This window comes from Herbaspirillum sp. 1173 (assembly GCF_031455335.1).
Taxonomy (GTDB): Bacteria; Pseudomonadota; Gammaproteobacteria; order Burkholderiales; family Burkholderiaceae_D; genus Herbaspirillum; species Herbaspirillum huttiense.
Genome location: NZ_JAVDSP010000003.1, coordinates 269,974 through 296,179, shown reverse-complemented (window position 1 = coordinate 296,179; position 26,206 = coordinate 269,974). Strand labels below are relative to the sequence as shown.

Here is a 26,206-nt window from a genome sequence, read left to right as displayed (position 1 = left end):
CGCGGTGCAGCAGGCTATCGGAGTGCCGAAGAAGGCCCCTGTCTGCCGGATTTAGGTACGTCCGAGCGCTTGCGGCCCCCTTTTTTTGACGCGCCGGCCGGATGTTGGTGTGCTCGGGCAATGGTTGAATCGATCAGGACGTGTTCGATTTCCGTTTCATCAGCCATTGCAAGTGCGATTCGCTGCCAGACACCGTTGCGCCTCCAGCGCGAGAAACGCATGTACACGGTATGCCACCGACCGGACTCGACTGGCAGAGCGCGCCAAGGGCCACCTGTGCGAGCGATCCACAGCACCGCTTCGAGAAACCATCGGTTGTCGAGCGCTGTTCGTCCTCGGTCGCCTTCCTCGACCGGCGGGATTGCATCGACCTTCTTCCCTACATTGTCATTTAGCAGTCTTCTAACCATCCCGTTTCGCTCGCACAAAAACACGATGTAAACACATTTCAGCAAATGCAAGCAGACCCTGGTCGCCGCATTTGTTTTGACCGTACGGTAGCCAACGCGGCCAGTGCGTTTATCGATTGTCTCCAGGCACTCCATAGCCAGGCGCATTGGCCGGATCCAGGGCACGGTCGATGTAGTCATTCATCTGCGGGTGATAGGCCTGCCAAAGTGTTGTCAGCTTTCCGATTGGATCGTCGTCTGCCCAGTCCACGCGCAAGTTGACGATGGGCCAGACCAGATCGTCTGCCACGATCAAGGCCGATGAGTGCAGCGGACCTGCCTCTCCGCCGGCATCAAGGCCCGCCTGCATTGCTGCAATCAGGCGATCCGCAAGGTGACCGGGAGCTGACTCGAAAGCCGCTATCATTGCCTCGATCACCGACGGACTCGCCAGCATGTTGCCTGCCGCTACACACTGCTCGCCGGCGACGGCCGCATGCACACCGAGCGTGCGGTTACCGCTGAAGTGGGCCGTGCGGCCCTGATGATCGATGGCGATCAGTTGCCGGAACGGGCTGTAGGCATCGGTAGCGAGCACGTGCTTCAACGCCTCATCCGGGAGGCAGCCCTGCTCCAGCTGATCGAGCGTCAGCGGTCCCAACGCGGGCAACGTGATGTTTTGTGACGAGACCGCGCCGACACCGCTGCGTATCCATGGACAGCGCGCACCCACAGCAATACTGGATGAACTGATGGCGATACCCAGCTGTCCGGTATCGGCGCAGCGGCCGGCAATAGAAAGCGTCATGAAGATGCTCCGTCTAGTTGGGAATGACCGCGATGACATCGATCTCCATCAGCCATTGCGGCTGGCCGAGGGCGACCACCACCAGGCCCGTCGAGATCGGGAATACACCCTTGAGCCACTTGCCAACTTCTTGATAGACGGGTTCACGGTAGCGGGGATCGGTCAGGTAGGTCGTCGTCTTTACGATATGCGACAGATCGCTCCCAGCCTCTTCAAGCAGTTGCTTGACGTTTTTCATGGCTTGCTCTGCTTGCGCACGGGGGTCGCCAAGTCCCACCAGATTGCCCTCAAAGTCGGTCCCGACCTGGCCTCTGACATAAACGGTGTTGCCGGCACGAACTGCCTGGCAAAGATCGTTATCCAGGTTCTGGTTGGGATAGGTTTCGCGCGTATTGAACATGCGAATGCGGGTATGCGTAGGAGTGGTCATGTTGGCTAGGTACTGTCTATCAATGGGCTGATGAAAATCTCGGATCAGGCGACTGCTTGATGGCTTGCAGCGCTGAATTCTTGCGCAGTGCCGTCTTCTTGCGGCGAAGATTTGAGGGCGTGATGCTGCTCATACTGACGCTGTATGGCAATGTGGTCTGCCACATGCTTGGCGTCATGCCACACGCCCCAGATAAAGGCCGAGCCACGGCGGGACAGCCACGGCAGACCGATAAAATAAATGCCGGGCTCTGCACCCACACCTCGCTGGTGCCGGGGCTTGCCATTGGGATGCAGGGTGTCGACCTCCAGCCAACGGTAATCCGTCGCATAGCCGGTAGCCCAGATGATTGACGTCACCCCGGTCTTCTGCAAATCGAGTTCAAGCAAGGGTTCGGTGATGCATGCCGCATCGGCCACACGCTGCCGAGCCTGAGGATCGGGGGGCAAGTCCAGGCCATTGCGGTTGACATAGGCATCGGCCGCATCCAACAGGGAGAAATAGCTGTCGTCACCGCGGTTCAGGTTATCCACCAAATCAGGATTGAAGTTCACTTTGCCGTGTTCAAAGGATGCCGTGTGTCCCACCAGGGTGATGCCACTCTGCGCGAGTTGCCTGAAATCGATAGTGTGACCTCCACGTGCACCACTCACGGTGATGGTGACATGCTCCCGACCGGCTTGCATGGCTTCGGAATCCCACATGCCGAGCACCCCTAGCCACCAGCAGAAATCGCGGTTGCGATAGGAGCGAGGAGGGCGCTCATGCGGTCCGACTGAGAGATACACGTCGCGGCCGGCAGCGTGCAGCTCTTCGGCAATCTGCACTCCGGAGGAACCGGCACCCACCACCAGCACATTGCCTTCGGGTAATTGAGCCGGATTGAAATAGTGCGCGGAATGAATCTGGTACAGCGCCGGATCTGCAGGGGCGATTGACGGCACCACCGGCTTTTGGAAAGGGCCGGTCGCAATGACCACGCGCTTGGCCAGGTAAGTACCTTCCGACGTCTCGACCGTGAAACCGGGACCGCCGGCATTGCGGATGACGCGCTGTACTTCGACGCCGGTATGAATGGGCGCCGATATCTTGTCGGCATACTTTTCAAAGTAATTTACGACCTGATCCTTACTGGCGAAAGCGTCCGGCGGAAGATCAAATTCAAGGCCCGGGAAACGGTCATGCCATGCGGGGCCATTGGCCACCAGAGAGTCCCATCTGCCGGTGCGCCACGCTTCGGCGATACGGTTCTTTTCAAGCACCACATGGGCCACGCCAAGCCGGCCCAGATGCTCACTCATGGCCACACCGGCCTGGCCAGCCCCGACAACGAGCGTGTCAATTTCATGCATTATCTTGGTCATTGCTAATCTTTCGGACAGAATTTTTCACTCCATCGCGGCATCATTGAGCCCAACTTCAATCCAGTTGCCATGTGCAGCGCCGGTCAGAAAACAAGCTTTCACATCGCCGGACGACCAGCTCAATCAGCTAGCGAGGGATCGTCTTTCATCATCAAATATTTCATTTCTTCAAAATGCTGCTGAGAAAAATCCGGTATTTTTTCCCAGCTCCGTGCTGTTTTTTCTGCGACCGCCTCGGACAGAATCTTCAGCGGCTGCCCCGTTGACCATGCCGTTACCAGGATCTGGCAGGCGCGTTCGAGCGTCCATATATCGTCGAACGCTTCACCAATGGTCTTGCCAATCACCATCACGCCATGGTTACCCATCAACAGACGGGTCTTGTCCTGGAGCAGCCCGGCCAATCGGGCTCCTTCTTCGACCGTATCGGCCATCCCTCCGTACATATCATCAACGGCGACGCGGTTGAAATAGCGAGCCGTATTCTGATCAACAGGAGGGATGTGCGGATTTTTCAGCGTGGCCACACTGGTCGTATAGACCGGATGAAGATGCAGCACTGCCCGCGCCTGAGGCAGCTTCTGGTGAATTTGCCCATGAATTGCCCAGGCAGTTGCATCGACATCCGTGCGCTCTCCGCAAGATGGGTCGTCTGTATCCAGCAACAGCAGATCGCTCGCACGGATACGTGAAAAATGCATCCATTTGGGATTCAGCAGGAATTGCTTTCCATCCGCCGACAGTGCCGCACTGAAGTGGTTGGCGACCGCCTCATGCATCCCGAGATGCGCGATGATGCGAAAGGTGGCAGCCAGATCGATGCGCACCTGCTCTTCATGGTTTAACGACATGGTGGTTCGCCTCGCTCAATTCACTCAAGGTTTGGGCATCAGTTCTTGCAGGTCTTTTTCAGCAGGTGCTTCGAACTTGTATTTCTTCAGCAAGGCGGCGTATTCAGGCGATGTCTTGAACTTGTTCAAGGCGTCAACCAGGGCCTTCTTCACTTCGTCGTTGCCTTTTTTCACGCCGAAGCCGTTGAGCACCGGATAAATCAATGTGTCCGAGGAAATGACGATGCGGTCACCCAACTTCTCCACTGCGCCACGTGCCACGGCAGCGTCGGTAATCTGCGCTTCGACGGCGTGCGATAGCAGCGCCTGGGTGGTTTGGGGATCGGTTTGGAATTCGCTGATCTCAATGGGCTTCTTCCCGTTCTTGACGCAATAGTCAGCGGACAGCTTGCGCAATTGCTGCAGCCATGAAGTTGCCCCCATGGAGCCTACCTTGTGGCCACAGAAATCCTCTGGCTTCTTGGGCTGATAATCGCTGCCCTTGAGCGCCAGGATCGATTCGCCGCTTTTCAGGTAGGGGATCATGTCGATCACCTTGACACGTTCAGCGGTGATGTACATGGAGGAATTGATGATGTCAAAGCGGTTGCCTTGCAAGCCTGTGATCAGATTCGGGAAGCGGGTATCAATCGTTTCAACTTTGCGTCCCATCACTTTTGCAAGCCCATCGACGAGTTCGATGTCGAATCCGACGGGCTTGTTGTTTTCCATGTATTCATAAGGAAAAAAGGTGACGTCGGATCCCACCGTGATTTTTCCGGGTTGTTGAAAAGCGGCGGCATTCAACGAAGTCAGTGCAATCGCTGCTACGCCCACTGTACGGAAGATAGCCTTGAAAACGGAACGCTGAGTCATGATGGTTATATCCTTGTTGAGATGAGTTGATGCGCTTGATGGTCAGGCCATGGCGTGCTTGGCGGCTTGTTGTTGCACAAAGAACGATGCACCACGAGGTTTCTCGGGCAGACGCAACTGGTTTTCGGTGCAGCGCACGATTCCACTTTCGTTGCCCGATACCAGCAGGCCTGCATGTTCGCTAGGGAGCGGGTTTTCACAAAATGGCAGTGCATCTTCAGCAGCGTAGACGCTGATGAACAGGGTGCGTGGCTGTTCGGTGTTGTTCGGCTTGGAGGCATGCAGCAGGCGGGTATGCATGAAGCACACCGATCCCGATGGGGCATAACAGGCAACAGGCGTCTGGCAATGCGCTTGCACGACGGTATCGTCGACAAAGCCGGTGAACTGGTTGTTTTTCCAGTGGGACCAGAGCGGTCCCTTGTGACTGCCGGGCACCACCAGCAGGGGGCCGTTATCCGGCGTGACGTCACTCACCATCAACAACGCCGTGACCAGGTCATCGTTGCTGTGCGGCGTGAATGGGAAATCCTGATGCCAGTCCACCACCGTCTTGGTATGCGGTAGTTTGGAATTGACTTTGCTGTGGTGGAAGCGGGTACCCGAGCCACCGATCAACTGTGCTGCGATGGCCGCCATGCGCGACTCGAAAGCGATCTTTCGATAGGCAGAAGAAATCTCCGTGGGTGAACTGACACGCCGCAGAGAAGGATGATCAGCCCGGTGATCGTCTTCGATATCGAAGCGGGAACGCCCATCCTGCGTCTTTCCCCATGGCTGTTTTTTCGTCCGGCTTTCCTCCACCCATCGCTCGAAATCGTTGCTCAGCGATGCAACTTCGGTGTCGGACAACACGCCCTCGATCACCAGAAAACCTTGCTGATGATATTGATCGATCTGGTACTGCTCAAGCATTTCAGACTCCCTGATAAATGACAGACGCTAAGCTAAAGAAACATCTTTGAGGAAAGCCTCCACCCGCGCATTGCTTCCTTTTCTGAAGACCTCCGGCGTGTCATCGCACACCACACGGCCTTTTTCCATGAAGACGATGCGATCAGAGACCTTGAACGCAAAATTCATTTCATGCGTCACGATCACCATCGTGATGCCTTCTTTGGAAAGGGCCTCGATGACTTGCAGGACCTCGTTCACTTTTTCCGGGTCCAGTGCCGAGGTCGGTTCATCGAACAACATGATCTGCGGGCGCATCATCAATGCCCGGGCAATGGCCACACGTTGTTGCTGGCCTCCCGATAACTGATGCGGATACTTGAATGCGTGTTCCAACATGCCGACCTTCAGGAGCAGCGCGTAGGCCTGTTCCTTTAGTTCCTCGGTCGGCGCAATTGCGTGATAGCGGGGTGCCAGCAAGAGATTGTTCAGTACCGTCAGATGGGGGAACAGATTGAAGCTCTGAAAGACCATGCCAATATGCCGGCGATGCGCAGTGTTCTCCACCAGCCTTGGCTTGTGAATCCCTTGCCGGAGGAGATGGATGAATGGCTGGCCGTTGATCTTGATATCGCCGTTATCCAGTTTTTCCAATCCGATCAACAGGCGGATGAGCGTTGTCTTCCCCGAGCCAGAAGGCCCGATCACGGAGACCACCTGTCCTGGCGCAATCGACAGGTCAACCGCGCCCAGCACCTCAACATTGTTGTAAGCCTTATGCAATCGGGAAGCTTCCAGGGCGGGGCCTTGCAAATCGCTTTGCTGTCTGAGCCCTTGCACGACCTTGTTCCTGGCCAGCTCAAAGAATGCCGCATCGGGTGTGCGAGCGATCTTGCGTTTGGTGACGTCAAGCAGATGCTCGACTTGTTTCAGGAGGAAATCGAATACCGTGACGATCATCACGTAGTAAATGGCCACCGCAGTCATGGTTTCCATGACCAGGAAATTCTGCGAATACAGTCGTTGACCCACCATCAGAATTTCAGTCAAAGAAATCACTGAAACGAGCGAACTCAGCTTGACGATGGCAATGAATTCATTGGTCAGGGAGGGCAGGGCAACACGGATTGCCTGCGGCACGACAATGCGGCACTGGATGCCAAAGAACCGCAGGCCGAGTGCGACTGCCGCCTCATATTGCCCCTTCGGAATCGATAGCAGACCACCACGGTGAATTTCGGCGATATAGGCAGTCTCGCTCAACACCAGGCCAATCAGGCCGGCCCAAAAGGGATCGTTGAGAACGGCACCACTCGATGGTATCGCCTGGGGCAGATTATAGATGAAGATCAGCAGCACGAGCAGCGGCAGGCTGCGAAATAACCAGATATAAAAGCGCGCCGGTACGCTGAGAAAACGATTTGAAGATTGCTTGGCCAATGCCAGCACAAAGCCGATGACGACGCTGATGAGCCAGGCACCCATACTCAGCTTGATCACTGTCACTGTCGCGAACCAGAAGTCCTGCTGGCGCAACAGGCTGAACATGTAATTCCAGTCAAATTTCATATTGTTTTTTCAGGACCAGTGGCCACGACAATCAAAGAAAAAAATGACCGAGACGCTAGTGGATCTCGATTGGTGGCCAGTATCTTTCCATGCTTTGAGGTGCGTCAATTAACAAATAGTTATGCGCTGCTTAGGCTCACCCTATACAGATGAACGTGCACAGCGATGTGGAATTTTCGCGCATGAAGGTGCGTCATTTTGGTTGGCAGGGACGCCAATTTAGTGCGCCATTCCCGCTATTGGTGCCACGGATGAACGGCGAAAAGACGCGTTGGAGAGGACGTTGATGAGGACGGAATCCGGCGCTGAAACTATCGCCGTGAGTTGCTGGAGATCCGCCGCCAGTGGGTGCTCACTGGTCGATGGTCGTCATTCAATCAGGGAAAATCTGTGGAAGACGGGAGGAGGGAAGTGAAGGCAGGATGGGTGATCAGGCTACGAAGAAATTCGCCTCTCGTCGATCTTGCTGAGCCGGAGGGGCATTTGCCTCCTCAGGTGGGGCGGCAGGGGGCGTCAGATCCACGCTGTGACAATAGTCCATGAAGAGCCGGGTCGTTGGTGAGGGCTGGCTATTCTTGAGATAGGCCATCACCAGCGTCGATGTGGGCATGTCATCTTCGATGTCGAGCTGCACCAGGCGCTGGCCATCGTAGGTGTTTTCCGTATAGGGCCGTGTCACCAGCAGGGAAAAGCCGAGGCCCTGGCCCACCATACAGCGCACCATCTCGATGGATGGCGAGCTATATGCCACGGTCGGATAGAAACCACGATTCTTGAAAATATCAACGAAGTAGTTGCGACTCGGCACCACATCCAAAAGAATCATTGGCTCATGACTCAATTCTTCCAGGGTAACTGTCGCCTGCTTTGCCAGGCGATGCCCGGCAGGAAGTAATGCGTAAGGCTTGTGTGGCGCATTCAGCGCTTCCTTGTTGATCGAATTGCCCAATTCCAGATCGTAGAGGAACACCAGATCAAATCTTCCGCGGTGCAGCCCTTGCATCAGTTCATGTTGCTCGCCATCCTGAAGCTGTATGGTGATTTGCGGATAGATTTTCTTGAATCCCGAAATCAGTTTCGGCAAGTAGAGGGGCGCGGCCGATTCAAAGCAACCCAGCGCGATAGTTCCCGAGACCAGATTCCATTCAGTCGTTGAATTCTGTTCCAGATCATTGGAAAGCTGCAGCAGTTGCTTCGCCTTTTCATAAACCCTGCGGCCGTTTGGAGTAAGGGACACGCCCTGCGCATGGTGTCGTATGAACAGGGGCTGGTCCAGTATCTCTTCCAGAGACTTGATGGCGACTGAAATGGAGGGCTGAGAAATATGCAGCTTCCTGGCCGCTTCTACGATACTGTCCTCCTCCACCACGGCGACAAAATATTTAATTTGTTTCAGCGTGAAGCGCGAGTTTAGTTGACTCATAGGAGCAGCCCTTTCAGAAAACGGCATTGCATAGTTTTTTCCAAAGCAAGGACTGTACCCGGTGGGTGGCCGGGCTCTGCGTCCAGTTGTGGTGCTCACCAGGGTGGTGCGGCAGGGGAGCGATGCTCAATGCCAAATCGGACTGTGGGTACACCACGCTGGTGCGATTGGGTATCCCGGGTAGCGTATTGAGCTTGTTCGGAGATTGCGCTATGTAATGGGGGGGGCGGGAAGCCTTGGCGCGACGCTTTCTTTCGTCGCTGGAAAAAATGTAAACAGACCCTGGAAAGCTGCCTCGCGCATTTTCGATAATCGTCGTCACTCATCTCTGGGCCGATACAGGTGAGAGAGTCCCACAAACAACAAAGCCCCGGTTTCCACCGAGGCTTTATTTACTTTTACTATATGAAGAACTGGTAACTCAGGCGGCCATGCCGCTATGCCGCAGCAAGGCATCAATGCTCGGCTCCCGCCCCCGGAACGCCTTGAAGGACTCAATGGCCGGACGTGAACCACCCACAGCCAGGATTTCCTGCTGGAAGCGGCGACCGGTTTCCAGCGAGATCACGTTGCCGCTGCCGGCAGCGGCTTCCTCAAACGCACTGTACGCATCCGCCGACAGCACTTCAGCCCACTTGTAGCTGTAGTATCCCGCCGCATATCCGCCTGCGAAGATGTGCGAGAAGGAATGCTGGAAGCGGTTGAACTCCGGCGGGCGGATGACGGCGATACGGTCGCGCACGCTGTCGAGCAACTGCTGCACGGTCTGCTGGCCACCGACCTCATATTCATGGTGGATCAGCATGTCGAACAGCGAGAACTCCACTTGGCGCAGCATCTGCAGGCCGGACTGGAAGTTCTTGGCGGCGATCATCTTGTCATACAGCGCGCGCGGCAGCGGCTCGCCGGTCTCGGCATGCGCAGTCAGCTGCTGCAGCACATCCCATTCCCAGCAGAAGTTTTCCATGAACTGCGAGGGCAGTTCCACCGCATCCCATTCCACGCCGGAAATGCCGGACACGCCCACTTCATCGACCTGCGTCAGCATGTGATGCAGGCCATGGCCGAATTCGTGGAAGAGGGTGATCACTTCATCGTGCGTGAACAGGGCCGGCTTGGTCACGCCATCGACTACCGCGGGTTCGGTGAAATTGCAGACCAGGTAGGCGATCGGGGTTTGCACACCCTGCGCAGTCAGGCGGCGGGCGCGGGCGTCATCCATCCAGGCGCCGCCGCGCTTGCCGGAGCGGGCATACAGGTCCAGGTAGAACTGGCCCACCAGCTGGCCATCACGCTCGATGCGGTAAAACTTCACATCCTTGTGCCACACCGGCGCGGTATCGGGCTTGATCTGCACGCCGAAGAGCTGCTGCGCCACCTGGAAAAGGCCGCCGACCACCTTGGGCTCGGGGAAATATTGCTTCACTTCCTGTTCCGAGAAGGCGTAGCGCTGCTCGCGCAGTTTTTCGGAGGCATAGGTGCTGTCCCAGGCCTTCAGTTCGTCCAGGCCCAGCTTTTCACGGGCGAAGGTCTTCAGTTCTTCGTAGTCCTTCTGGCCGAAGGGGCGGGCGCGCTGGCCCAGGTCTTCCAGAAAGGCGATCACTTCGCCGGGCGACTTGGCCATCTTGGCCACCAGCGACACTTCGGCAAAGTTGGCGTAGCCCAGCAATTGCGCTTCTTCCTTGCGCAGTTGCAGGATCTGGTCGATGTTGCCGCTGTTGTCCCATTCCGGCTTGACGCCCAGTTCGGATGCCTTGGTGGCGTTGGCACGGTAGATCTTCTCGCGCAGCGCGCGATTATCTGCATATTGCAGCACCGGGAAATACGAGGGGAAGTGCAGCGTGAACTTGTAGCCGGGCTTGCCGTCCTTCTCGGCGGCGGCCCGTGCAGCTTGCTTCACATCGGCCGGAAGCCCCGACAATTCGGCCTCGTCCTCGACGAAGAGGGCGAAGTCATTGGTGGCATCCAGCACGTTTTCGGAGAAACGGGTGGTCAGCATGGCCTGCTTTTCCTGGATCTCGGCGAAGCGTTCCTTCTTGTCGTCGGCCAGTTCGGCACCCGACAGGCGGAAGTCGCGCACGGCATTGTCCACCACCTTGCGGCGCGCTGCCGACAGCGAGGCGAAGGCCGGGCTGGCCTGCAGGGCCTTGTACTTCTCGAACAGCGCCAGGTTCTGGCCCAGCGCAGTCCAGAATTCCACCAGGCGCGGCTGGTTCTCGTTGTAGGTGGCGCGCAGGGCCGGGGTGTCCATCACCGAATTGAGGTGGCCGACCACGCTCCAGGCGCGGCCCAGCTTTTCGGTGGCGGACTCCAGCGGCTCGACGAAATTGTCCCAGGTGACTTCGGCCATCGGTGCTTCCAGTTCGGTGACCAGGCGGCTGGCGTCGGCCAGCAGCTTGTCCAGCGCCGGGGTGACGTGCTCCGGCTGGATGGCATCGAACTGGGCATAGCCCGAGAAATCGAGCAGGGGATTGGCGGCGATGTCAGTGGTGGTCATGGGCTCTCGTTTCTCTGAAAACATCCGGCAGCCAGGCTGCCGGAGGGTAATGCGCTAAGGGCGTGCCGATCAGCTGCGTTCGGCGGCTTCAATGGTGTTGACCAGCAACATGGTGATGGTCATCGGACCCACGCCACCCGGCACCGGGGTGATCCAGCCGGCGACTTCCTTCGTATTGGCGAAATCGACGTCGCCGCACAGCTTGCCGTTGTCATCGCGGTTCATGCCGACGTCGATGACGACTGCGCCAGGCTTGACCATGTCGGCGGTGACGATGTTGCGCTTGCCGGTGGCGACCACCAGGATGTCGGCCTGGCGGGTGTGGTGGCCGAGGTCACGGGTCTTGGAGTTACAGATAGTGACGGTGGCACCGGCTTGCAAGAGCAACATCGCCTGCGGCTTGCCGACGATGTTCGATGCACCGACCACCACCGCATTGGCGCCACGCACCGGATAGTCGATCGATTCCAGCATCTTCATGACGCCGTAGGGAGTGCAGGGGCGGAACAGCGGCTGGCCGGTCATGAGCAGGCCGGCGTTGCTGACGTGGAAACCGTCCACGTCCTTTTCCGGGGCGATGGCTTCGATCACCTTGTGGGCGTCGATATGGGCCGGCAGCGGCAGCTGCACCAGGATGCCGTTGATCTTGGGATCGGCGTTGAGGGCGTCGATGCGGGCCAGGAGCTCGGCTTCCGTCATCGAGGCTTCATATTTTTCCAGCACGGAGTGCAGGCCGTTGTCCTGGCAGGCCTTGACCTTGTTGCGCACGTAGACCTGGGAAGCGGGGCTGTCGCCCACCAGGATCACGGCCAGGCCGGGTTGCTTGCCTTGGGCGGTGAGGGCGGCGGCGCGCTGGGCCACTTCGGCGCGCAGTTGTTGGGAGAGCAGGTTTCCGTCGATCAGTTGGGCAGACATGGCAGATAAGGCTTTAGAAAGTGAAGGGCAGGGCTGGGAAGAAGGCGCCCGGTCAGGCCGGGACCACTCGAACTCAAGGCGCAAAGCACCGGAACCCGTGATTATAAAGCCAGGCGGCAGGCCGGACGAAATGCCGGCGCGAGATGGCATATTGCTTGATTGCAAATATTTTTTGCATCAATTTCCTTCATATTGGCATTTGGGGTGGCGCACGACGGGGATTTGCAATTTCGGTTATGCTCCCGCATCCTGAAGCCCCAACTGCTACTAGAACCCATTTCATAAATAGGCGTGAGATGCGTTCTGTCCAGAAAGGGCGCTGGCAAGGCGCGCGACGCGTCGTGTGGCGGTTGCCACACGCAAGGAGCGCAACGCGGCCAGCGCCCTTTCTGGACAGAACCCGCAGGGAGCGGCCCGTTTGGGCGAATTGCTGCGTTACGAATTTGGGTCAAGACGTCCAGTCTTGACCCAAATTCGCGCCTTGCACTTCATCCCAAACGGGACTCGCTCGCACTCACGCCTATTTATGAAATGGGTTCTACATAGCGACAAGAACCAAGGACTACCGCATGACCGATCTCCTCGCCCGCCGCCTGCAACAGCTTTCCCAGCCGCACCATCTTGCGCTGCTGGGCCAGGGCCTGCGCGGCGTGGAACGGGAGACGCTGCGCGTGGACGGCCAGGGTCATCTGGCCCGCACGCCCCATCCGCCGGCGCTGGGTTCGGCCCTGACCAATGACCTGATCACCACCGATTATTCCGAAGCGCTGCTGGAATTCATCACCCCGGCCATGCCCGACATCGCCGATGCCCTGCAGCGCCTGGACGAGATCCACCGCTTTGCCTACACCAAGCTGGACGGCGAATTCCTGTGGAATGCCTCGATGCCCTGCGTGCTGCCGCCGGAAGACGAGATTCCGCTGGCCTGGTACGGCAGCTCGCACATCGGCATGTTGAAGCACGTCTACCGCCGTGGCCTGGCGCTGCGCTATGGCCGCACCATGCAGTGCATCGCCGGTATTCACTACAACTTCTCTTTAAGTGAAGACTTGTGGGAAGTCCTGCGGGACGGCGATGACACCGTCGATCCTTCCCTGTCACGCCGCGATTATCAGTCGGAGCGCTACATTGCCCTGATCCGCAACTTCCGCCGCTACAGCTGGCTGCTGATGTACCTGTTCGGTGCTTCACCGGCGGTGGCGACCAATTTCCTGCGCGGCCGGCCGCATCAGCTGGAGACGTTGTCCGAAGACACGCTCTTCCTGCCCTACGGCACCAGCCTGCGCATGAGCGACCTGGGCTACCAGAACCACGCCCAGGCCAACATCACCCCGCACTACAACAACCTGCCGGCCTACATCCGCAGCCTGGCGCATGCGGTCAGCGAGCCGTATCCGCCGTATGAAGCCATCGGCACCAAGCGCGATGGTGAATGGGTGCAGATCAATACCAACATCCTGCAGATCGAAAACGAGTTCTACTCGTCGATCCGCCCCAAGCGCGTCATCAACAGCGGCGAGCGCCCGGTGCAGGCGCTGTCGGCGCGCGGCGTGCAGTATGTGGAAGTGCGCTGCATGGACATCGATCCCTTCAACCCGCTGGGCATCGGCCTGGAAGCGGCGCGTTTCCTGGATGTGTTCCTGCACTTCCTGGCGCTGGAATCGAGCTGCCTGACCTCGGACGAGGAGGGCGTGGAAAACCGTGCCAACTTCCTGGCCACCGTCAAGGAAGGCCGCCGTCCCGGCTTGAAGCTGCAGTTCAAGGGTGAAAGCCTGCTGCTCACCGACTGGGGCCAGCAACTGCTGGACCGCATGGAGCCGGTCGCCGAGCTGCTGGACCGTCATCTCGGCGGCACCCAGCACCGCGACAGTCTGGCCGTGCAGCGCGCCAAGCTGGCCGATCCCGACAGCACCCCCTCGGCGCGTGTACTGCGCGAGATCCGCGAAGCCGGCAATTCCTTCCCGGCTTATACCTTGGCCCACAGCCAGCGCCAGGCCGCCGAACTGATCGCCCGTCCGCTCTCGTCCTCCAGGACGGCTGACTTCGTGGCCATCGCCCAGGCTTCGCTGGATGCCCAGCGCGACATCGAGCGCACCCAGGTCGGCGACTTCGATACCTTCGTGGCCGCCTACCGGGCCAGTACCCTGGGCAATATCGCCATCTGATACCGGACCTTCCGCTTCATTTATGGTGGGCAATCCCTGAACGATATGCAAAATGGCAACGCCTCGTCCCTCGACGAGGCGTTTTTGCTTGTCGGCCGGAAAGGCAGGTCATTGCTGCCTTGGCAATTCTTTCCGTTCACTTTTATGGTGCGAAAAATGCCGTTTGAGGCTCTCCTGGCAGCCTTTGCGGCATTGCAAACAGGGCAAGAAACCCTCGCTCACAGGGGCATATAGTAAAAATACGAGGCCCTGGAAGCCCCTATTCATGCCGCTTTGCAGCATATTTTCGCATTATGAAATTGATTATCGTAATTTGAAAATCAAAAATTCCCTGATAAAATTCGTCGTCCACACGGCTGGAAGACCGTACATTTAAGCCTGTTTCGCCTCCAACGCCTTGCCCCACGGGCCGGGAAGGATTGCAGCACAGGCAACACATGGCGCTTTTCCTGCAACACCTGCCGGCGGCATTGCGTACCGAATGAACCGACCGACCCGCCTGGTCCACCCGACCGGACGAATCTCTCAACAACCAGGAGACATGACATGTCAGCCCAAATCGATCAAGTTCTGGCGCAGGCCGCCAACGATCCCGATGTGATGGAAACCCAGGAGTGGCTTGACGCCCTCGAAGCCGTGATCGAAAAGGAAGGCCCGGACCGCGCCCACTACCTGATGGAACGCATGGTCGATCTGGCGCGCCGCCGTGGTGCCCACATCCCCTTCTCCAGCAACACGGCCTACGTCAACACCATTCCGGCCGACCAGGGCGAGCACTGCCCGGGCAACCTGGAATATGAAGAGCGCCTGCGCTCCTGGATGCGCTGGAACGCCATGGCCATGGTGGTCAAGGCCAACCGCGTGGATGGCGACCTGGGTGGCCACCTGTCTTCCTTCGCGTCGCTGGCCAACATGCTGGGCATCGGCTTCAACCACTTCTGGCACGCCCCGACCGAAGAGCACGGCGGCGACCTGCTGTACATCCAGGGCCACTCCTCGCCCGGCATCTACGCGCGCGCCTTCCTGGAAGGCCGCCTGACCGAAGACCAGCTGATCCACTTCCGCCGCGAAGCCGACGGCCATGGCCTGTCGTCTTACCCGCACCCCAAGCTGATGCCGGAATTCTGGCAGTTCCCGACCGTCTCGATGGGCCTGGGCCCCTTGATGGCGATTTACCAGGCACGCTTCCTGAAGTACCTGCACGCCCGTGGCATCGCCAAGACCGACAACCGCAAGGTCTGGGCCTTCTGTGGCGACGGCGAAATGGACGAACCAGAATCGATGGGTGCCATCGGCATGGCCGGCCGTGAAAAGCTGAACAACCTGGTCATCGTGGTCAACTGCAACCTGCAGCGCCTGGACGGTCCGGTGCGCGGCAATGGCAAGATCATCCAGGAACTGGAGTCCGACTTCCGCGGCGCCGGCTGGAACGTGGTCAAGGTCATCTGGGGCAGCGGCTGGGACGAGCTGCTGGCCAAGGACAAGGACGGCATCCTGCAGAAGGTCATGATGGAAACCGTCGACGGCGAGTACCAGAACTACAAGGCCAAGGACGGCGCCTTCGTGCGCAAGCACTTCTTCGGCAAGCATCCCAAGCTGCTGGAAATGGTCTCCAAGATGTCGGATGACGACATCTGGCGCCTGACCCGCGGCGGCCACGACCCGCACAAGATCTACGCGGCCTTCAAGGTCGCGCAGGAATCCAAGGACCAGCCGACCGTGATCCTGGCCAAGTCCATCAAGGGCTATGGTTTCGGCAAGGCCGGCGAAGCGCGCAACACTGCGCACAACACCAAGAAACTGGACGACGAAGCCATCCGCGCCATGCGCGACCGCTTCCAGCTGCCGATCTCGGACGCTGAGCTGCCCAACATCCCGTTCTTCAAGCCGGCTGACGATGCGCCGGAAATGCAGTACCTGCACGAGCGCCGCAAGGCCCTGGGCGGCTACCTGCCGCAGCGCCGCGTCCACGCCGACGAAAAGCTGCCGGTGCCGGAACTGTCGGCCTTCCAGGCCATGCTGGAACCCACGGCCGAAGGCCGTGAGATCTCCACCACCGCCGCTTATTCGCGCGTGCTGACCGCACTGCTGCGCGACCCCAACCTGGGCCCGCGCGTGGTGCCCATCATGGTCGACGAGTCCCGTACCTTCGGTATGGAAGGCCTGTTCCGCCAGATCGGCATCTTCAGCCAGGTCGGCCAGCTGTACGAACCGGTCGACAAGGACCAGGTGATGTACTACCGCGAAGACAAGGCCGGCCAGATCCTGCAGGAAGGCATCAACGAAGCCGGTGGCATGAGCTCGTGGATCGCTGCGGCGACCTCGTACTCGACCAACAACCGCGTGATGATTCCGTTCTACACCTACTACTCCATGTTCGGTCTGCAGCGTATCGGCGACCTGGCATGGGCAGCCGGTGACATGCGCGCTCGCGGCTTCCTGATCGGCGGCACCGCCGGCCGTACCACACTGAACGGTGAAGGCCTGCAGCACGAAGACGGCCACAGCCACGTGTTCGCCTCGGCGATCCCGAACTGCATTCCCTACGACCCGACCTTCGCCCACGAAGTCGCCGTGATCATCCATGACGGCCTGCGCCGCATGGTGGCCAACCAGGAAGACGTGTTCTACTACATCACCGTGATGAACGAGAACTACGGCCACCCTGGCATCAAGCCGGGCCAGGAAGAGGGCATCATCAAGGGCCTGTATCTGTTGAACGAAGGCGGCAAGGAAAACAAGCTGCGCGTGCAACTGCTGGGTTCGGGCACCATCCTGCGCGAAGTCATCGCTGCGGCCGACCTGCTGCGCGATGACTGGAAGGTCGACGCCGACGTCTGGTCCGCACCGTCCTTCACCCTGCTGGCCCGCGATGGCCAGGATGTGGAGCGCTGGAACATGCTGCACCCGGCCGAGGCCCCGAAGAAGAGCTACTTCGAGCAATCGCTGGAAGGCAGCGAAGGCCCGATCGTGGTCTCCACCGACTACATGCGCACCTACGCCGAGCAGGTCCGTGCCTTCGTGCCGAAGGGCCGTTCCTACAAGGTGCTGGGCACCGACGGCTACGGCCGTTCGGACACCCGCGCCAAGCTGCGTGAGTTCTTCGAAGTGAACCGCTACTTCGTGACCGTGGCCGCCCTGAAGTCGCTGGCCGATGAAGGCAAGATCAAGCCGGAAGTGGTGGCGCAAGCCATCGCCAAATACGGCATCGATCCGAACAAGCCGAACCCGGTGACCCTGTAAGGACTGCCTGACCGACCATCCCCGCCTCAGCCTGCTGATCGCGGGGATGTGTCGTGTCTGGAACTGCCACCCAAGGGGAAGGTCTGCCGCCCGATGATGTGATGGCGCAAGAAGCTGCGTCGTGCGGCACAGCAAGTACCTTCCCACCTGCGAATACTTCTCCTGGTTCAAGGCCAGGGAACAGAACAACGGAGCGCATCAGATGAGTCAAGTCGAAGTAAAAGTCCCGGACATCGGCGATTTCAAGGAAGTCGAAGTCATTGAGGTGATGGTCAAGGTCGGTGACACGATCAAGGTCGACCAGTCGCTGATCACGGTTGAATCCGACAAGGCCAGCATGGAAATCCCGTCCAGCCAGGCCGGCGTGGTCAAGGAAATCAAGGTCAAGGTCGGTGACAAGGTCGCCGAAGGTTCGCTGCTGGTGATCGTCGAAGGCGAGGGCGCTGCAGCGGCCCCTGCGGCCGCACCGCAAGCCGCCGCCGCTGCGCCGGCCGCCGCGCAGGCTTCCGCACCTGCACCGGCTCCGGCCGCGGCGCCTGCCGCCGCCGGCGGTGGCACTGTCGAGATCGAAGTCCCCGACATCGGCGACTTCAAGGAAGTGGAAGTCATCGAAGTCATGGTCAAGGTCGGCGACACCGTCAAGGCCGAGCAATCCCTGCTGACCGTGGAATCCGACAAGGCCAGCATGGAGATCCCCTCCAGCCACGCCGGCGTCATCAAGGAACTGAAGATCAAGCTGGGTGACAAGGTCGCCAAGGGCAGCATCATCGCCACCATCGAAGCTGCAGGTGGCGCACCGGCTGCTGCCGCTGCTCCTGCCGCCGCCGCTGCACCTGCAGCCGCTCCGGCCGCTGCACCGGCTCCTGCTGCAGCACCCGCGCCGGCCGCTGCCGCCGTGCCCGCCATCGCTACCGCTTCGGCCACCAGCACCGGCGGCAAGGCCCACGCTTCGCCTTCCGTGCGCAAGTTTGCCCGCGAACTGGGCGTGGATCTGTCGCGCGTGCCGGCTACCGGTCCCAAGGGCCGCATCCTGCAATTGGACGTGCAGAACTTCGTCAAGGGCGTCATGGCCGGTTCCACCTCGGTGGCCGCTGCCGCACCGGCGACCAATGGCAGCGGCTCGGGCATGAACCTGTTGCCGTGGCCGTCGCTGGACTTCAGCAAGTTCGGTGAAACCGAACTGCAACCGCTGTCGCGCATCAAGAAGATCAGCGGCCCCAACCTGCATCGCAACTGGGTCATGATTCCCCACGTGACGCAGTTCGACGAAGCCGACGTGACCGAGCTGGAAGAATTCCGCAAGACCTCCAACGATGCCTTCGCCAAGGCCAAGTCGCCGGTCAAGCTGACCATGCTGGCGTTCGTCATCAAGGCCAGCGTTTCGGCCCTGAAGAAATTCCCGGCCTTCAATGCGTCCCTGGACGAGAAGGGCGAGAACCTGATCCTGAAGAAGTACTACAACATCGGCTTCGCCGCCGATACCCCGAATGGCCTGGTGGTTCCGGTCATCAAGAACGCCGACCAGAAGAGCATCGGCCAGATCGCTACCGAAATGGGCGAACTGTCCGCACAAGCCCGCGACGGCAAGTTGAAGCCCGCCGACATGCAAGGCGCGACCTTCACCATCTCCTCGCTGGGTGGCATTGGCGGTACCGCCTTCACGCCCATCATCAATGCGCCGGAAGTGGCCATCCTGGGCTTGTCCAAGTCGATCACCAAGCCGGTGTGGGATGGCAAGCAGTTCGTGCCGCGCCTGATGCTGCCGACCTCGCTGTCCTATGACCACCGCGTCATCGACGGCGCCATGGGCGCGCGCTTCTCGGCTTATCTGGCCGACGTGCTGGGCGATCTGCGCAAGTCGCTCCTCTAAGCCACCACCGAACATTACGGAGTCAGGACAATGAGTCTCTCTGAAGTCAAGGTCCCCGATATCGGGGATTTCAAGGAAGTCGAAGTCATCGAGGTGATGGTCAAGGTCGGCGACACCATCAAGGTGGATCAGTCGCTGATCACCGTCGAATCCGACAAGGCCAGCATGGAAATCCCGTCCAGCCAGGCCGGCGTGGTCAAGGAAGTGAAGGTCAAGGTCGGTGACAAGGTCGCCGAAGGCTCGCTGCTGTTGCTGGTGGAAGCCGCTGGTGAAGCGGCTGCCGCACCGGCACCGGCCGCTGCACCCGCTCCGGCTGCCGCGCCTGCTGCTGCACCCGCCGCACCGGTGGCGGCACCGGCCGCTGCCAGCTTCGGCGGCAGCGCCGACGTGCAGTGCGACGTGATGGTGCTCGGTGGTGGTCCTGGCGGTTACTCGGCTGCCTTCCGCGCGGCCGACCTGGGTCTCAATACCGTCATCGTCGAGCGCGATGCCACCTTGGGTGGCGTCTGCCTCAATGTCGGCTGCATCCCCTCCAAGGCCCTGCTGCACGTGGCGGCCGTGATCGACGAGACCGCCGCCATGGCCTCGCACGGCGTGAGCTTCGGCAAGCCCGAGATCGACATCGACAAGCTGCGCGCCTACAAGGACAAGGTCATCGGCACCATGACCGGTGGCCTGGCCGGCATGGCCAAGGCGCGCAAGGTGCAGGTGGTCCGTGGTGACGGCCAGTTCGCCGGCCCCAACCACATCGAAGTCACCGCCGGGGACGGCAGCAAGAAGGTGGTGCAGTTCAAGCACGCCATCATCGCCGCCGGTTCGTCCGTGGTGAACCTGCCGTTCGTACCGCAGGATCCGCGCATCGTCGATTCGACCGGCGCGCTGGAACTGCGCCAGGTGCCCAAGCGCATGCTGGTCATCGGCGGCGGCATCATCGGCCTGGAAATGGCCACCGTCTATTCCACCCTGGGCGCACGCATCGACGTGGTCGAGATGATGGATGGCCTGATGCAAGGCGCGGACCGCGACATGGTCAAGGTCTGGCAGAAGTTCAACGAGAAGCGCTTCGACAACGTCATGGTCAAGACCAAGACCGTGGCCGTGGAAGCCCTGCCGGAAGGCATCAAGGTCACGTTCGAAGCCGCTGAAGCCGGTGCGACTGCACCCGAGCCGCAACTGTACGACCTGGTGCTGGTGGCCGTGGGCCGCAGCCCGAACGGCAAGAAGCTGTCGGCCGACAAGGCGGGCGTGATCGTCTCCGATCGCGGCTTCATCGCCGTGGACAAGCAGATGCGCACCAACGTGCCGCACATCTTCGCCATCGGCGACCTGGTGGGCCAGCCCATGCTGGCGCACAAGGCGGTGCACGAAGGCCACGTGGCTGCTGAAGCGATTGCCGGCGAGAAGAGCTTCTTCGATGCCAGCGTGATCCCCTCGGTGGCTTATACCGATCCGGAAGTGGCATGGGTCGGCGTGACCGAAGACGAAGCCAAGGCCAAGGGTATCAAGATAGAGAAGGGCCACTTCCCGTGGGCCGCTTCCGGCCGCGCCGTGGCCAATGGCCGTTCGGAAGGTTTCACCAAGCTGCTCTTTGATGCCGAGACCCATCGCATCATCGGTGGCGGCATCGTCGGTACGCACGCAGGCGACATGATCGGCGAAGTGGCGCTGGCCATCGAGATGGGCGCGGATGCCGTCGATATCGGCAAGACCATCCACCCGCACCCGACCCTGGGTGAATCGCTGGGCATGGCCGCTGAAGTCGCAGAAGGGCATTGCACGGACTTGCCGCCGCAGCGCAAGAAGTAAGCGCAGCGTCTTGCATGAACAAAATGGCGGACCCTCGGGTCCGCCATTTTTTTCGTGCATTCACGGTTCAAGCCTGCTTCATTCTCCGGCTAGAGCAACTTGCCCGGATTCATGATCAGGTTGGGATCAAACGCCTGCTTGATGCGCAGCATCAGTTCCATCTCCAGCGGCGACTTGTAGTGCCGCAGTTCGTCGCGCCGCAATTGGCCCACGCCATGTTCGGCGCTGATGCTGCCTTGTTTCTCCGTCACCAGGTCGTGCACCAGCCGGTTGAGCTGCAACGTGGCCTGCCTGACCTCTTCATAAGAAGAGGTCAGCGGGATCATCACATTGAAGTGCAGGTTGCCATCGCCCAGGTGGCCGAAGTTGATGATCTCGGCCTGCAGCCCGCAAGCGGCGATCGCGCGCTCGGCCTGGTCCACGAACCCGGCGATGGCCGAGATCGGCAGGGCGATGTCGTGCTTGATGACCTTGCCCGCCCGTACCTGCGCCTGCGAAATGCCCTCGCGGATTTTCCACAGGGCGGCGGCCTGGGTACCGTTGGAGCAGAGCATGGCGTCAGTGACCAGCGCATCTTCCATGGCTTGCCCGAGCAGCTCCTCCAGCATGGATTGCAAGCCCAGGTCTTCGGTATCGGCCAGTTCGATCAGGGCGTTGTAGCGAGCCGGCTGCGCCAGCGGCGCGCGGGTGTCGGTGACGTGCTGCAGCACCAGCGCCAGCGAGGCGGCCGACATCATCTCGAAAGCCACCAGCCGGTCGCCGCAGCGCGCCCGCGTGCGCGCCAGCAGCTCGGCCAGCTGCGCCAGGCTGTCGCAGCCGACCCAGGCGGTAGCGCGCGCGTGCGGTTGCGAAAACAGTTTCAGTACCGCGCCGGTGATCACGCCCAGCGTACCTTCGGAGCCAATGAACAGGTCGCGCAGGTCGTAGCCGGTGTTGTCCTTGCGCAGGCCGCGCAAGCCATTCCAGATGCGGCCATCGGGCAGGACCACCTCCAGTCCCAGCGCCAGCTCGCGCATGTTGCCAAAGCGCAGTACCGCAATTCCGCCGGCATTGGTGGCCAGGTTGCCGCCGACCGTGCAGCTGCCTTCGGCCCCCAGGCTGAGCGGGAAGTAGCGTCCTGCGGCGCGCGCCGCTTCCTGTGCATGGGCCAGGATCACCCCGGCGTCCACCGTCATGGTGTTGTTGATGGGGTCCACTGCGCGGATGCGGTTCATGCGCGTGGTCGAGAGAATCACCTGGGCGCCGCTGTCGTCGGGTGTAGCGCCGCCACTCATGCCGGTGTTGCCGCCCTGGGTGACGATGGGGGTATGGGTCTGGTGGCACAGGCGCACCACCTCGGCGGTTTGCGCGGTGTCGGCCGGGCGCACCACGACGGCGACGCGGCCTTGCCATTTGTTGAGCCAATCCTTCACGTACGGCGCCTGCTCGTCGGCTGCGGTGACCAGTCCGGCATCCCCCACGATGCTGCGCAGTTGCTCGATCAGTTGCTGGGTATTTTCATTCATATCGGTCCTCAGGCACCATGCCAGTTCATCTTGATGCGGCCGATGGCCATGGCCGCTGCTGCCTGGCTGGGTTCCACCACCGGTATGCCCAGCGCTTCCTGCAAGGCGTCCCGATAGACCGCCATGCCGGCGCAACCCATGACGATCACGTCGGCACCCTGCGTATCGCGCAGGCGCAGGCCCACTTCGCACATGCGGGCCAGCGTGCGGTCGTAGTCGGCCAGATCGGTCACGTTCAGGCCGATGGCCAGTTCGCCCGCCAGCCGTGATTGCACGCCCATCGCGCCATAGGCGCGCAGATGGCGCGGGATCGAGCCCGGCAGGATGGCGATGACGCCGAAGCGCTGGCCCAGTGTCAGGGCCGTCAGCACGCCACTTTCCATGATGCCCAGCACCGGCACGTCCACCGCCTCGCGTACCGCGTGCAGGCCGGGATCGGAATAGCAGGCAATCACGAAAGCCCCCGCATGGGCACGCAAGGAGCGCGCCAGCGCCACCAGCTGCGGGGCCACGTTGTCCACGTCCTGCTGGGTCTGGATGCCGGGCGGTCCCGACGGCAGCGACAGGCATTCGATGGCCGGTCCGCCGGCCATGCGCAGCGGCGTCATGGCCGCATCGATGCCGCGCGTGACGGCGGCCGTACTATTGGGATTGATGACGAACAGGGCAGGGCCGTCGGCCGGGACAAGGGACATGATGGTTTCTCGCAAAACAGGAGTCAGCACAGGCAACGACTCTACCCCAGGCCGACGGGCATGCTCCTTGCTCATTTGTGTGTTCCCCTTAACATGCTGTTATGCGCGATGAGGATCCATGGCACTGAACCTGCGCCAGATCGAGGTGTTCCGCGCGGTCATGACGACCGGCTCCATCAGCGGTGCCTCGCAATTGCTGTTTGTCTCGCAGCCGGCGGTGAGCCGCCTGCTCTCCCACACCGAGCAACGGGTCGGCTTCGCCCTGTTCGAACGCATCAAGGGCCGGCTCTACGCCACGCCCGAGGCCAAGAAGCTGTTCCATGAAGTGGAACATGTGTATCAGGCGGTGCAGCGCGTCAACGAGCTGGCCACCGACCTGTCGGAAAACCGCAGCGGCATTCTCAACATCGTCTCCAGCCCGAGCATCGGGCAGATGCTGATCCCGCAGGCCATCGCGCTGTTCCGCAACCGCCATCCGGAGGTCAAGCTGACCTTCCACTGTCTCAACTATGGCTACCTCAAGGACCGCCTGCTGTCGCGCCAGGCCGACCTGGGCATCATCATCCTGCCGATGGAACACCCCAGCCTGCAGGTCACGCCCCTGTGCAGCAACCGCCTGGTCTGCGTGCTGCCCTACAACCACGAACTGACCCGGCGCGGCACGCTGAGCCTGGCCGATCTGCGGCCATTCCCGCTGATCTCCTACAACCGCGATTCGCCCTTCGGCGGCATCGTCGGACGCTTCTACCAGACCGAGGAAGAGCCCCTGCGCCCCATCATGGAAGTGGGCTCGCCCCAGAACGCCTGTTCGCTGGTGCAGATGGGGGCGGGGGTGGCGCTGGTCGATGAGTTTTCGGTGCGCAGCTGGGCCGGCACCAGCCAGATGGTGGTGCGGCCGGTGGCGCGCGCCCCCATCTTGCGGGCCAACCTGGTGCATGTGCGAACCGAGCCGCTCTCGCAATTGACCCAAGCCTTCATTGCTGAACTGCAGCAGCTGGTGCGGGCGCAGGGATATGGCCTGCCTGATGAAGAAACGAACATATCGGCTGGAACCGGCGATTAACACGACGTTAAGGCAAGCACACAAAAAGGCAAGCGACAAGCGCAGATGACTCCACGACAATCATTTCCAACTTCTCCGGTCCGCCCTCAGGCGGGCCACCGTGTCCACACTCTCTTCATGGAACGTCGCGCATGTCTTCAACTCTTGCCCCTGCTTCCGCGCTGGCCACTGCGCGCGGTGTCTATACCATCTGCCCCACGCCTTTCACTGCCGATGGCGCACTGGACCTGGGCAGCATCGCTACCCTGGTCGAGTTCCAGATCGAAGCCGGCGTCTCGGGCCTGGCCATCCTCGGTTTCTTGGGGGAAGCGCACAAGCTCTCCAATGCAGAGCGCCGCGCGGTGACGTCAACGTTCGTCAAGTGTGCAGCAGGACGGGTGCCGGTCTGGGTCGGCGTGCGCGCCCTGGGCCTGGCCGGTGCCATCGAGCAAGCCACGGAAGCGGCCGAGGCGGGTGCGGCGGCCGTCTTCGCAGCACCCCTGGACATGGCTTCGGATGCGGTGCAGTTCGACTATTACAAGTCGCTGGCTGCAGCCCTGTCCATTCCTGTCGTGATCCATGACTTCCCCGATTCCTTCGGGACCGAGATCAAGGCCGAGGTGATTGCCCGCCTGGGACGTGAGGGCGGCGTCAACTTCATCAAGATGGAAGAACCGCCGGTGGGCCAGAAGATCAGCCGCATCCGCGACCTGGCCGGTGAATCGATGCGCATCTTCGGCGGCCTGGGCGGCGTGTATTTCCTGGAAGAGCTGCAGCGTGGCGCGGTCGGGACCATGACCGGCTTTGCCTTCCCCGAGATCCTGGTGCGCATCTACAACCAGTTCGCCGCCGGTGACCTGGCGGGTGCGGCAGCGACCTTCGACAAGTATTGCCCGCTGATCCGTTACGAGTTCCAGCCCAAGATCGGCCTGTCGCTGCGCAAGTATGTCTATCGCAAGCGCGGCGTCATCAGCAGCGATGCGATCCGTTCGCCGGGCATGCGCATCGATCCCGAGACCGAGCGCGAACTGGAAGCCGTGATCGCCCGCGTGGGCCTGGACCTGGATCAGCGCGGCGCGCTGGCCATCCGCTGAGGAGCCGCCGATGGATCTGGGAATCAGCGGGCGACGCGCCCTGGTATGTGCCTCCAGCAAAGGCCTGGGCCTGGCCTGTGCCATCTCGCTGGCACGCGAGGGCGTGGCCGTGACCATGACCGCACGCGGGGCCGAAGTCCTTGAAGCCGCAGCGCAGCAGGTACGCGCGGCCACCGGGGCCACCGTCACGACGGTGGCCGGCGACATCACCACGCCCGAGGGCCGCGCACTGGCGCTGGCCGCCTGTCCCGCGCCGGACATCCTGGTCACCAACGCCGGCGGTCCCAAGCCGGGCGATTTCCGCGAATGGTCGCGCGAGGACTGGATCGCGGCCATCGATGCCAACATGCTCACCCCCATCGAACTGATCAAGGCCACCGTGGATGGCATGATGCAGCGTGGCTTCGGCCGCATCGTCAACATCACCTCCGGTGCGGTGAAGGCGCCCATCGACATCCTCGGTTTGTCCAACGGCGCGCGCTCCGGCCTGACCGGATTCGTCGCCGGCCTGGCAAGAACGACCGTGGCCCACAACGTGACCATCAACAACCTGCTGCCCGGTCCTTTCGAGACCGAGCGACTGCTGACGACGGCCGCGGCCAGCGCACGCGGCAGCGGCAAGTCGGCCGAAGAGGTGCTGACGGCCCGCCGCGCCGCCAACCCGGCCCGCCGCTTCGGCCAGCCTGCCGAATTCGGCGACGCCTGCGCCTGGCTGTGCAGCGCCCAGGCAGGTTTTGTCACAGGACAAAACCTGCTCATGGATGGCGGTGCCTATCCCGGAACCTTCTGAC

19 protein-coding genes and 1 pseudogene are annotated in these 26,206 nt (G+C 60.8%); 7 read left to right on the top strand and 13 right to left on the bottom strand.

The window, feature by feature from the left end; translation table 11 throughout:
- Positions 1-54: 54 nt before the first annotated feature.
- The 11 genes and pseudogenes from J2X56_RS13210 to folD all read right to left on the bottom strand — a co-directional run.
- A pseudogene (locus tag J2X56_RS13210) lies at positions 55-410 on the bottom strand (transposase); the annotation flags it as partial.
- Positions 411-519: 109 nt separating this feature from the next.
- A complete protein-coding gene (locus J2X56_RS13205) occupies positions 520-1,197 on the bottom strand; it encodes a DUF1028 domain-containing protein (protein WP_121038378.1) in 678 nt (225 codons plus the stop codon).
- Between the two features lie 13 nt (positions 1,198-1,210).
- The gene (locus J2X56_RS13200) at positions 1,211-1,627 is read right to left on the bottom strand and encodes a RidA family protein (RefSeq protein WP_121038381.1); all 417 of its coding nucleotides are present in this window, start codon (positions 1,625-1,627) and stop codon (positions 1,211-1,213) included.
- Positions 1,628-1,671: 44 nt separating this feature from the next.
- Positions 1,672-2,991, bottom strand: a complete 1,320-nt coding sequence (locus J2X56_RS13195; protein ID WP_121038383.1) for an NAD(P)/FAD-dependent oxidoreductase — start codon at positions 2,989-2,991, stop codon at positions 1,672-1,674.
- 119 nt (positions 2,992-3,110) lie between these two features.
- A complete protein-coding gene (locus J2X56_RS13190; protein WP_121038386.1) occupies positions 3,111-3,842 on the bottom strand; it encodes a class II aldolase and adducin N-terminal domain-containing protein in 732 nt (243 codons plus the stop codon).
- A 24-nt stretch (positions 3,843-3,866) separates the two neighbouring features.
- The gene (locus J2X56_RS13185; RefSeq protein WP_134134779.1) at positions 3,867-4,697 is read right to left on the bottom strand and encodes an ABC transporter substrate-binding protein; all 831 of its coding nucleotides are present in this window, start codon (positions 4,695-4,697) and stop codon (positions 3,867-3,869) included.
- Positions 4,698-4,739: 42 nt separating this feature from the next.
- Positions 4,740-5,612: a phytanoyl-CoA dioxygenase family protein gene (locus tag J2X56_RS13180; protein WP_121038392.1), complete on the bottom strand. Its 873-nt coding sequence runs from the start codon at positions 5,610-5,612 to the stop codon at positions 4,740-4,742.
- Between the two features lie 27 nt (positions 5,613-5,639).
- A complete protein-coding gene (locus J2X56_RS13175; protein ID WP_121038395.1) occupies positions 5,640-7,160 on the bottom strand; it encodes an amino acid ABC transporter permease/ATP-binding protein in 1,521 nt (506 codons plus the stop codon).
- 430 nt (positions 7,161-7,590) lie between these two features.
- Entirely contained in the window at positions 7,591-8,583 is a 993-nt protein-coding gene (locus J2X56_RS13170) for a LysR family transcriptional regulator (RefSeq protein ID WP_121038398.1), read from the bottom strand.
- 421 nt (positions 8,584-9,004) lie between these two features.
- Positions 9,005-11,080, bottom strand: coding sequence for a M3 family metallopeptidase (locus J2X56_RS13165; RefSeq protein ID WP_121038401.1), 2,076 nt, complete (start codon positions 11,078-11,080; stop codon positions 9,005-9,007).
- Positions 11,081-11,149: 69 nt separating this feature from the next.
- Positions 11,150-11,995 carry a bifunctional methylenetetrahydrofolate dehydrogenase/methenyltetrahydrofolate cyclohydrolase FolD gene (gene folD, locus J2X56_RS13160; protein ID WP_034336775.1) on the bottom strand — a complete coding sequence of 282 codons (846 nt, stop codon included), beginning with the start codon at positions 11,993-11,995 and terminating at the stop codon, positions 11,150-11,152.
- Positions 11,996-12,564: 569 nt separating this feature from the next.
- Here folD and gshA point away from each other — a divergent pair.
- From gshA to lpdA, 4 genes are all read left to right on the top strand, one after another.
- Positions 12,565-14,160, top strand: a complete 1,596-nt coding sequence (gene gshA, locus J2X56_RS13155; RefSeq protein WP_134134782.1) for a glutamate--cysteine ligase — start codon at positions 12,565-12,567, stop codon at positions 14,158-14,160.
- Positions 14,161-14,706: 546 nt separating this feature from the next.
- Entirely contained in the window at positions 14,707-17,403 is a 2,697-nt protein-coding gene (gene aceE / locus J2X56_RS13150) for a pyruvate dehydrogenase (acetyl-transferring), homodimeric type (protein ID WP_121038407.1), read from the top strand.
- Between the two features lie 202 nt (positions 17,404-17,605).
- Entirely contained in the window at positions 17,606-19,273 is a 1,668-nt protein-coding gene (gene aceF / locus J2X56_RS13145; protein WP_121040303.1) for a dihydrolipoyllysine-residue acetyltransferase, read from the top strand.
- Between the two features lie 30 nt (positions 19,274-19,303).
- The gene (gene lpdA, locus J2X56_RS13140) at positions 19,304-21,079 is read left to right on the top strand and encodes a dihydrolipoyl dehydrogenase (protein ID WP_134134784.1); all 1,776 of its coding nucleotides are present in this window, start codon (positions 19,304-19,306) and stop codon (positions 21,077-21,079) included.
- Between the two features lie 89 nt (positions 21,080-21,168).
- On the opposite strand, the gene J2X56_RS13135 is transcribed toward lpdA, so the two are convergent.
- Positions 21,169-22,584, bottom strand: a complete 1,416-nt coding sequence (locus tag J2X56_RS13135) for an FAD-binding oxidoreductase (RefSeq protein WP_134134785.1) — start codon at positions 22,582-22,584, stop codon at positions 21,169-21,171.
- 8 nt (positions 22,585-22,592) lie between these two features.
- Positions 22,593-23,279 carry an aspartate/glutamate racemase family protein gene (locus tag J2X56_RS13130; protein ID WP_121038416.1) on the bottom strand — a complete coding sequence of 229 codons (687 nt, stop codon included), beginning with the start codon at positions 23,277-23,279 and terminating at the stop codon, positions 22,593-22,595.
- Positions 23,280-23,397: 118 nt separating this feature from the next.
- Between J2X56_RS13130 and J2X56_RS13125 the strand changes: the two genes are divergently transcribed.
- The 3 genes from J2X56_RS13125 (at position 23,398) to J2X56_RS13115 (ending at position 26,205) form a co-directional block, all read left to right on the top strand.
- Positions 23,398-24,342, top strand: a complete 945-nt coding sequence (locus tag J2X56_RS13125; protein ID WP_121038419.1) for a LysR substrate-binding domain-containing protein — start codon at positions 23,398-23,400, stop codon at positions 24,340-24,342.
- A gap of 131 nt (positions 24,343-24,473) precedes the next feature.
- Positions 24,474-25,415, top strand: a complete 942-nt coding sequence (locus J2X56_RS13120; RefSeq protein WP_121038422.1) for a dihydrodipicolinate synthase family protein — start codon at positions 24,474-24,476, stop codon at positions 25,413-25,415.
- 10 nt (positions 25,416-25,425) lie between these two features.
- Complete coding sequence (locus J2X56_RS13115; protein ID WP_121038425.1) at positions 25,426-26,205, top strand: SDR family oxidoreductase; 780 nt, start codon at positions 25,426-25,428, stop codon at positions 26,203-26,205.
- Position 26,206 lies beyond the last annotated feature (1 nt).

What these genes read in the sequence shown, in the direction of transcription:
- J2X56_RS13205 (WP_121038378.1), bottom strand. Translation starts at nt 1,197, where the DNA reads ATGACGCTTTCTATTGCCGGCCGCTGCGCCGATACCGGACAGCTGGGT.
- J2X56_RS13200 (WP_121038381.1), bottom strand. Translation starts at nt 1,627, where the DNA reads ATGACCACTCCTACGCATACCCGCATTCGCATGTTCAATACGCGCGAA.
- J2X56_RS13195 (WP_121038383.1), bottom strand. Translation starts at nt 2,991, where the DNA reads ATGACCAAGATAATGCATGAAATTGACACGCTCGTTGTCGGGGCTGGC.
- J2X56_RS13190 (WP_121038386.1), bottom strand. Translation starts at nt 3,842, where the DNA reads ATGTCGTTAAACCATGAAGAGCAGGTGCGCATCGATCTGGCTGCCACC.
- J2X56_RS13185 (WP_134134779.1), bottom strand. Translation starts at nt 4,697, where the DNA reads ATGACTCAGCGTTCCGTTTTCAAGGCTATCTTCCGTACAGTGGGCGTA.
- J2X56_RS13180 (WP_121038392.1), bottom strand. Translation starts at nt 5,612, where the DNA reads ATGCTTGAGCAGTACCAGATCGATCAATATCATCAGCAAGGTTTTCTG.
- J2X56_RS13175 (WP_121038395.1), bottom strand. Translation starts at nt 7,160, where the DNA reads ATGAAATTTGACTGGAATTACATGTTCAGCCTGTTGCGCCAGCAGGAC.
- J2X56_RS13170 (WP_121038398.1), bottom strand. Translation starts at nt 8,583, where the DNA reads ATGAGTCAACTAAACTCGCGCTTCACGCTGAAACAAATTAAATATTTT.
- J2X56_RS13165 (WP_121038401.1), bottom strand. Translation starts at nt 11,080, where the DNA reads ATGACCACCACTGACATCGCCGCCAATCCCCTGCTCGATTTCTCGGGC.
- folD (WP_034336775.1), bottom strand. Translation starts at nt 11,995, where the DNA reads ATGTCTGCCCAACTGATCGACGGAAACCTGCTCTCCCAACAACTGCGC.
- gshA (WP_134134782.1), top strand. Translation starts at nt 12,565, where the DNA reads ATGACCGATCTCCTCGCCCGCCGCCTGCAACAGCTTTCCCAGCCGCAC.
- aceE (WP_121038407.1), top strand. Translation starts at nt 14,707, where the DNA reads ATGTCAGCCCAAATCGATCAAGTTCTGGCGCAGGCCGCCAACGATCCC.
- aceF (WP_121040303.1), top strand. Translation starts at nt 17,606, where the DNA reads ATGAGTCAAGTCGAAGTAAAAGTCCCGGACATCGGCGATTTCAAGGAA.
- lpdA (WP_134134784.1), top strand. Translation starts at nt 19,304, where the DNA reads ATGAGTCTCTCTGAAGTCAAGGTCCCCGATATCGGGGATTTCAAGGAA.
- J2X56_RS13135 (WP_134134785.1), bottom strand. Translation starts at nt 22,584, where the DNA reads ATGAATGAAAATACCCAGCAACTGATCGAGCAACTGCGCAGCATCGTG.
- J2X56_RS13130 (WP_121038416.1), bottom strand. Translation starts at nt 23,279, where the DNA reads ATGTCCCTTGTCCCGGCCGACGGCCCTGCCCTGTTCGTCATCAATCCC.
- J2X56_RS13125 (WP_121038419.1), top strand. Translation starts at nt 23,398, where the DNA reads ATGGCACTGAACCTGCGCCAGATCGAGGTGTTCCGCGCGGTCATGACG.
- J2X56_RS13120 (WP_121038422.1), top strand. Translation starts at nt 24,474, where the DNA reads ATGTCTTCAACTCTTGCCCCTGCTTCCGCGCTGGCCACTGCGCGCGGT.
- J2X56_RS13115 (WP_121038425.1), top strand. Translation starts at nt 25,426, where the DNA reads ATGGATCTGGGAATCAGCGGGCGACGCGCCCTGGTATGTGCCTCCAGC.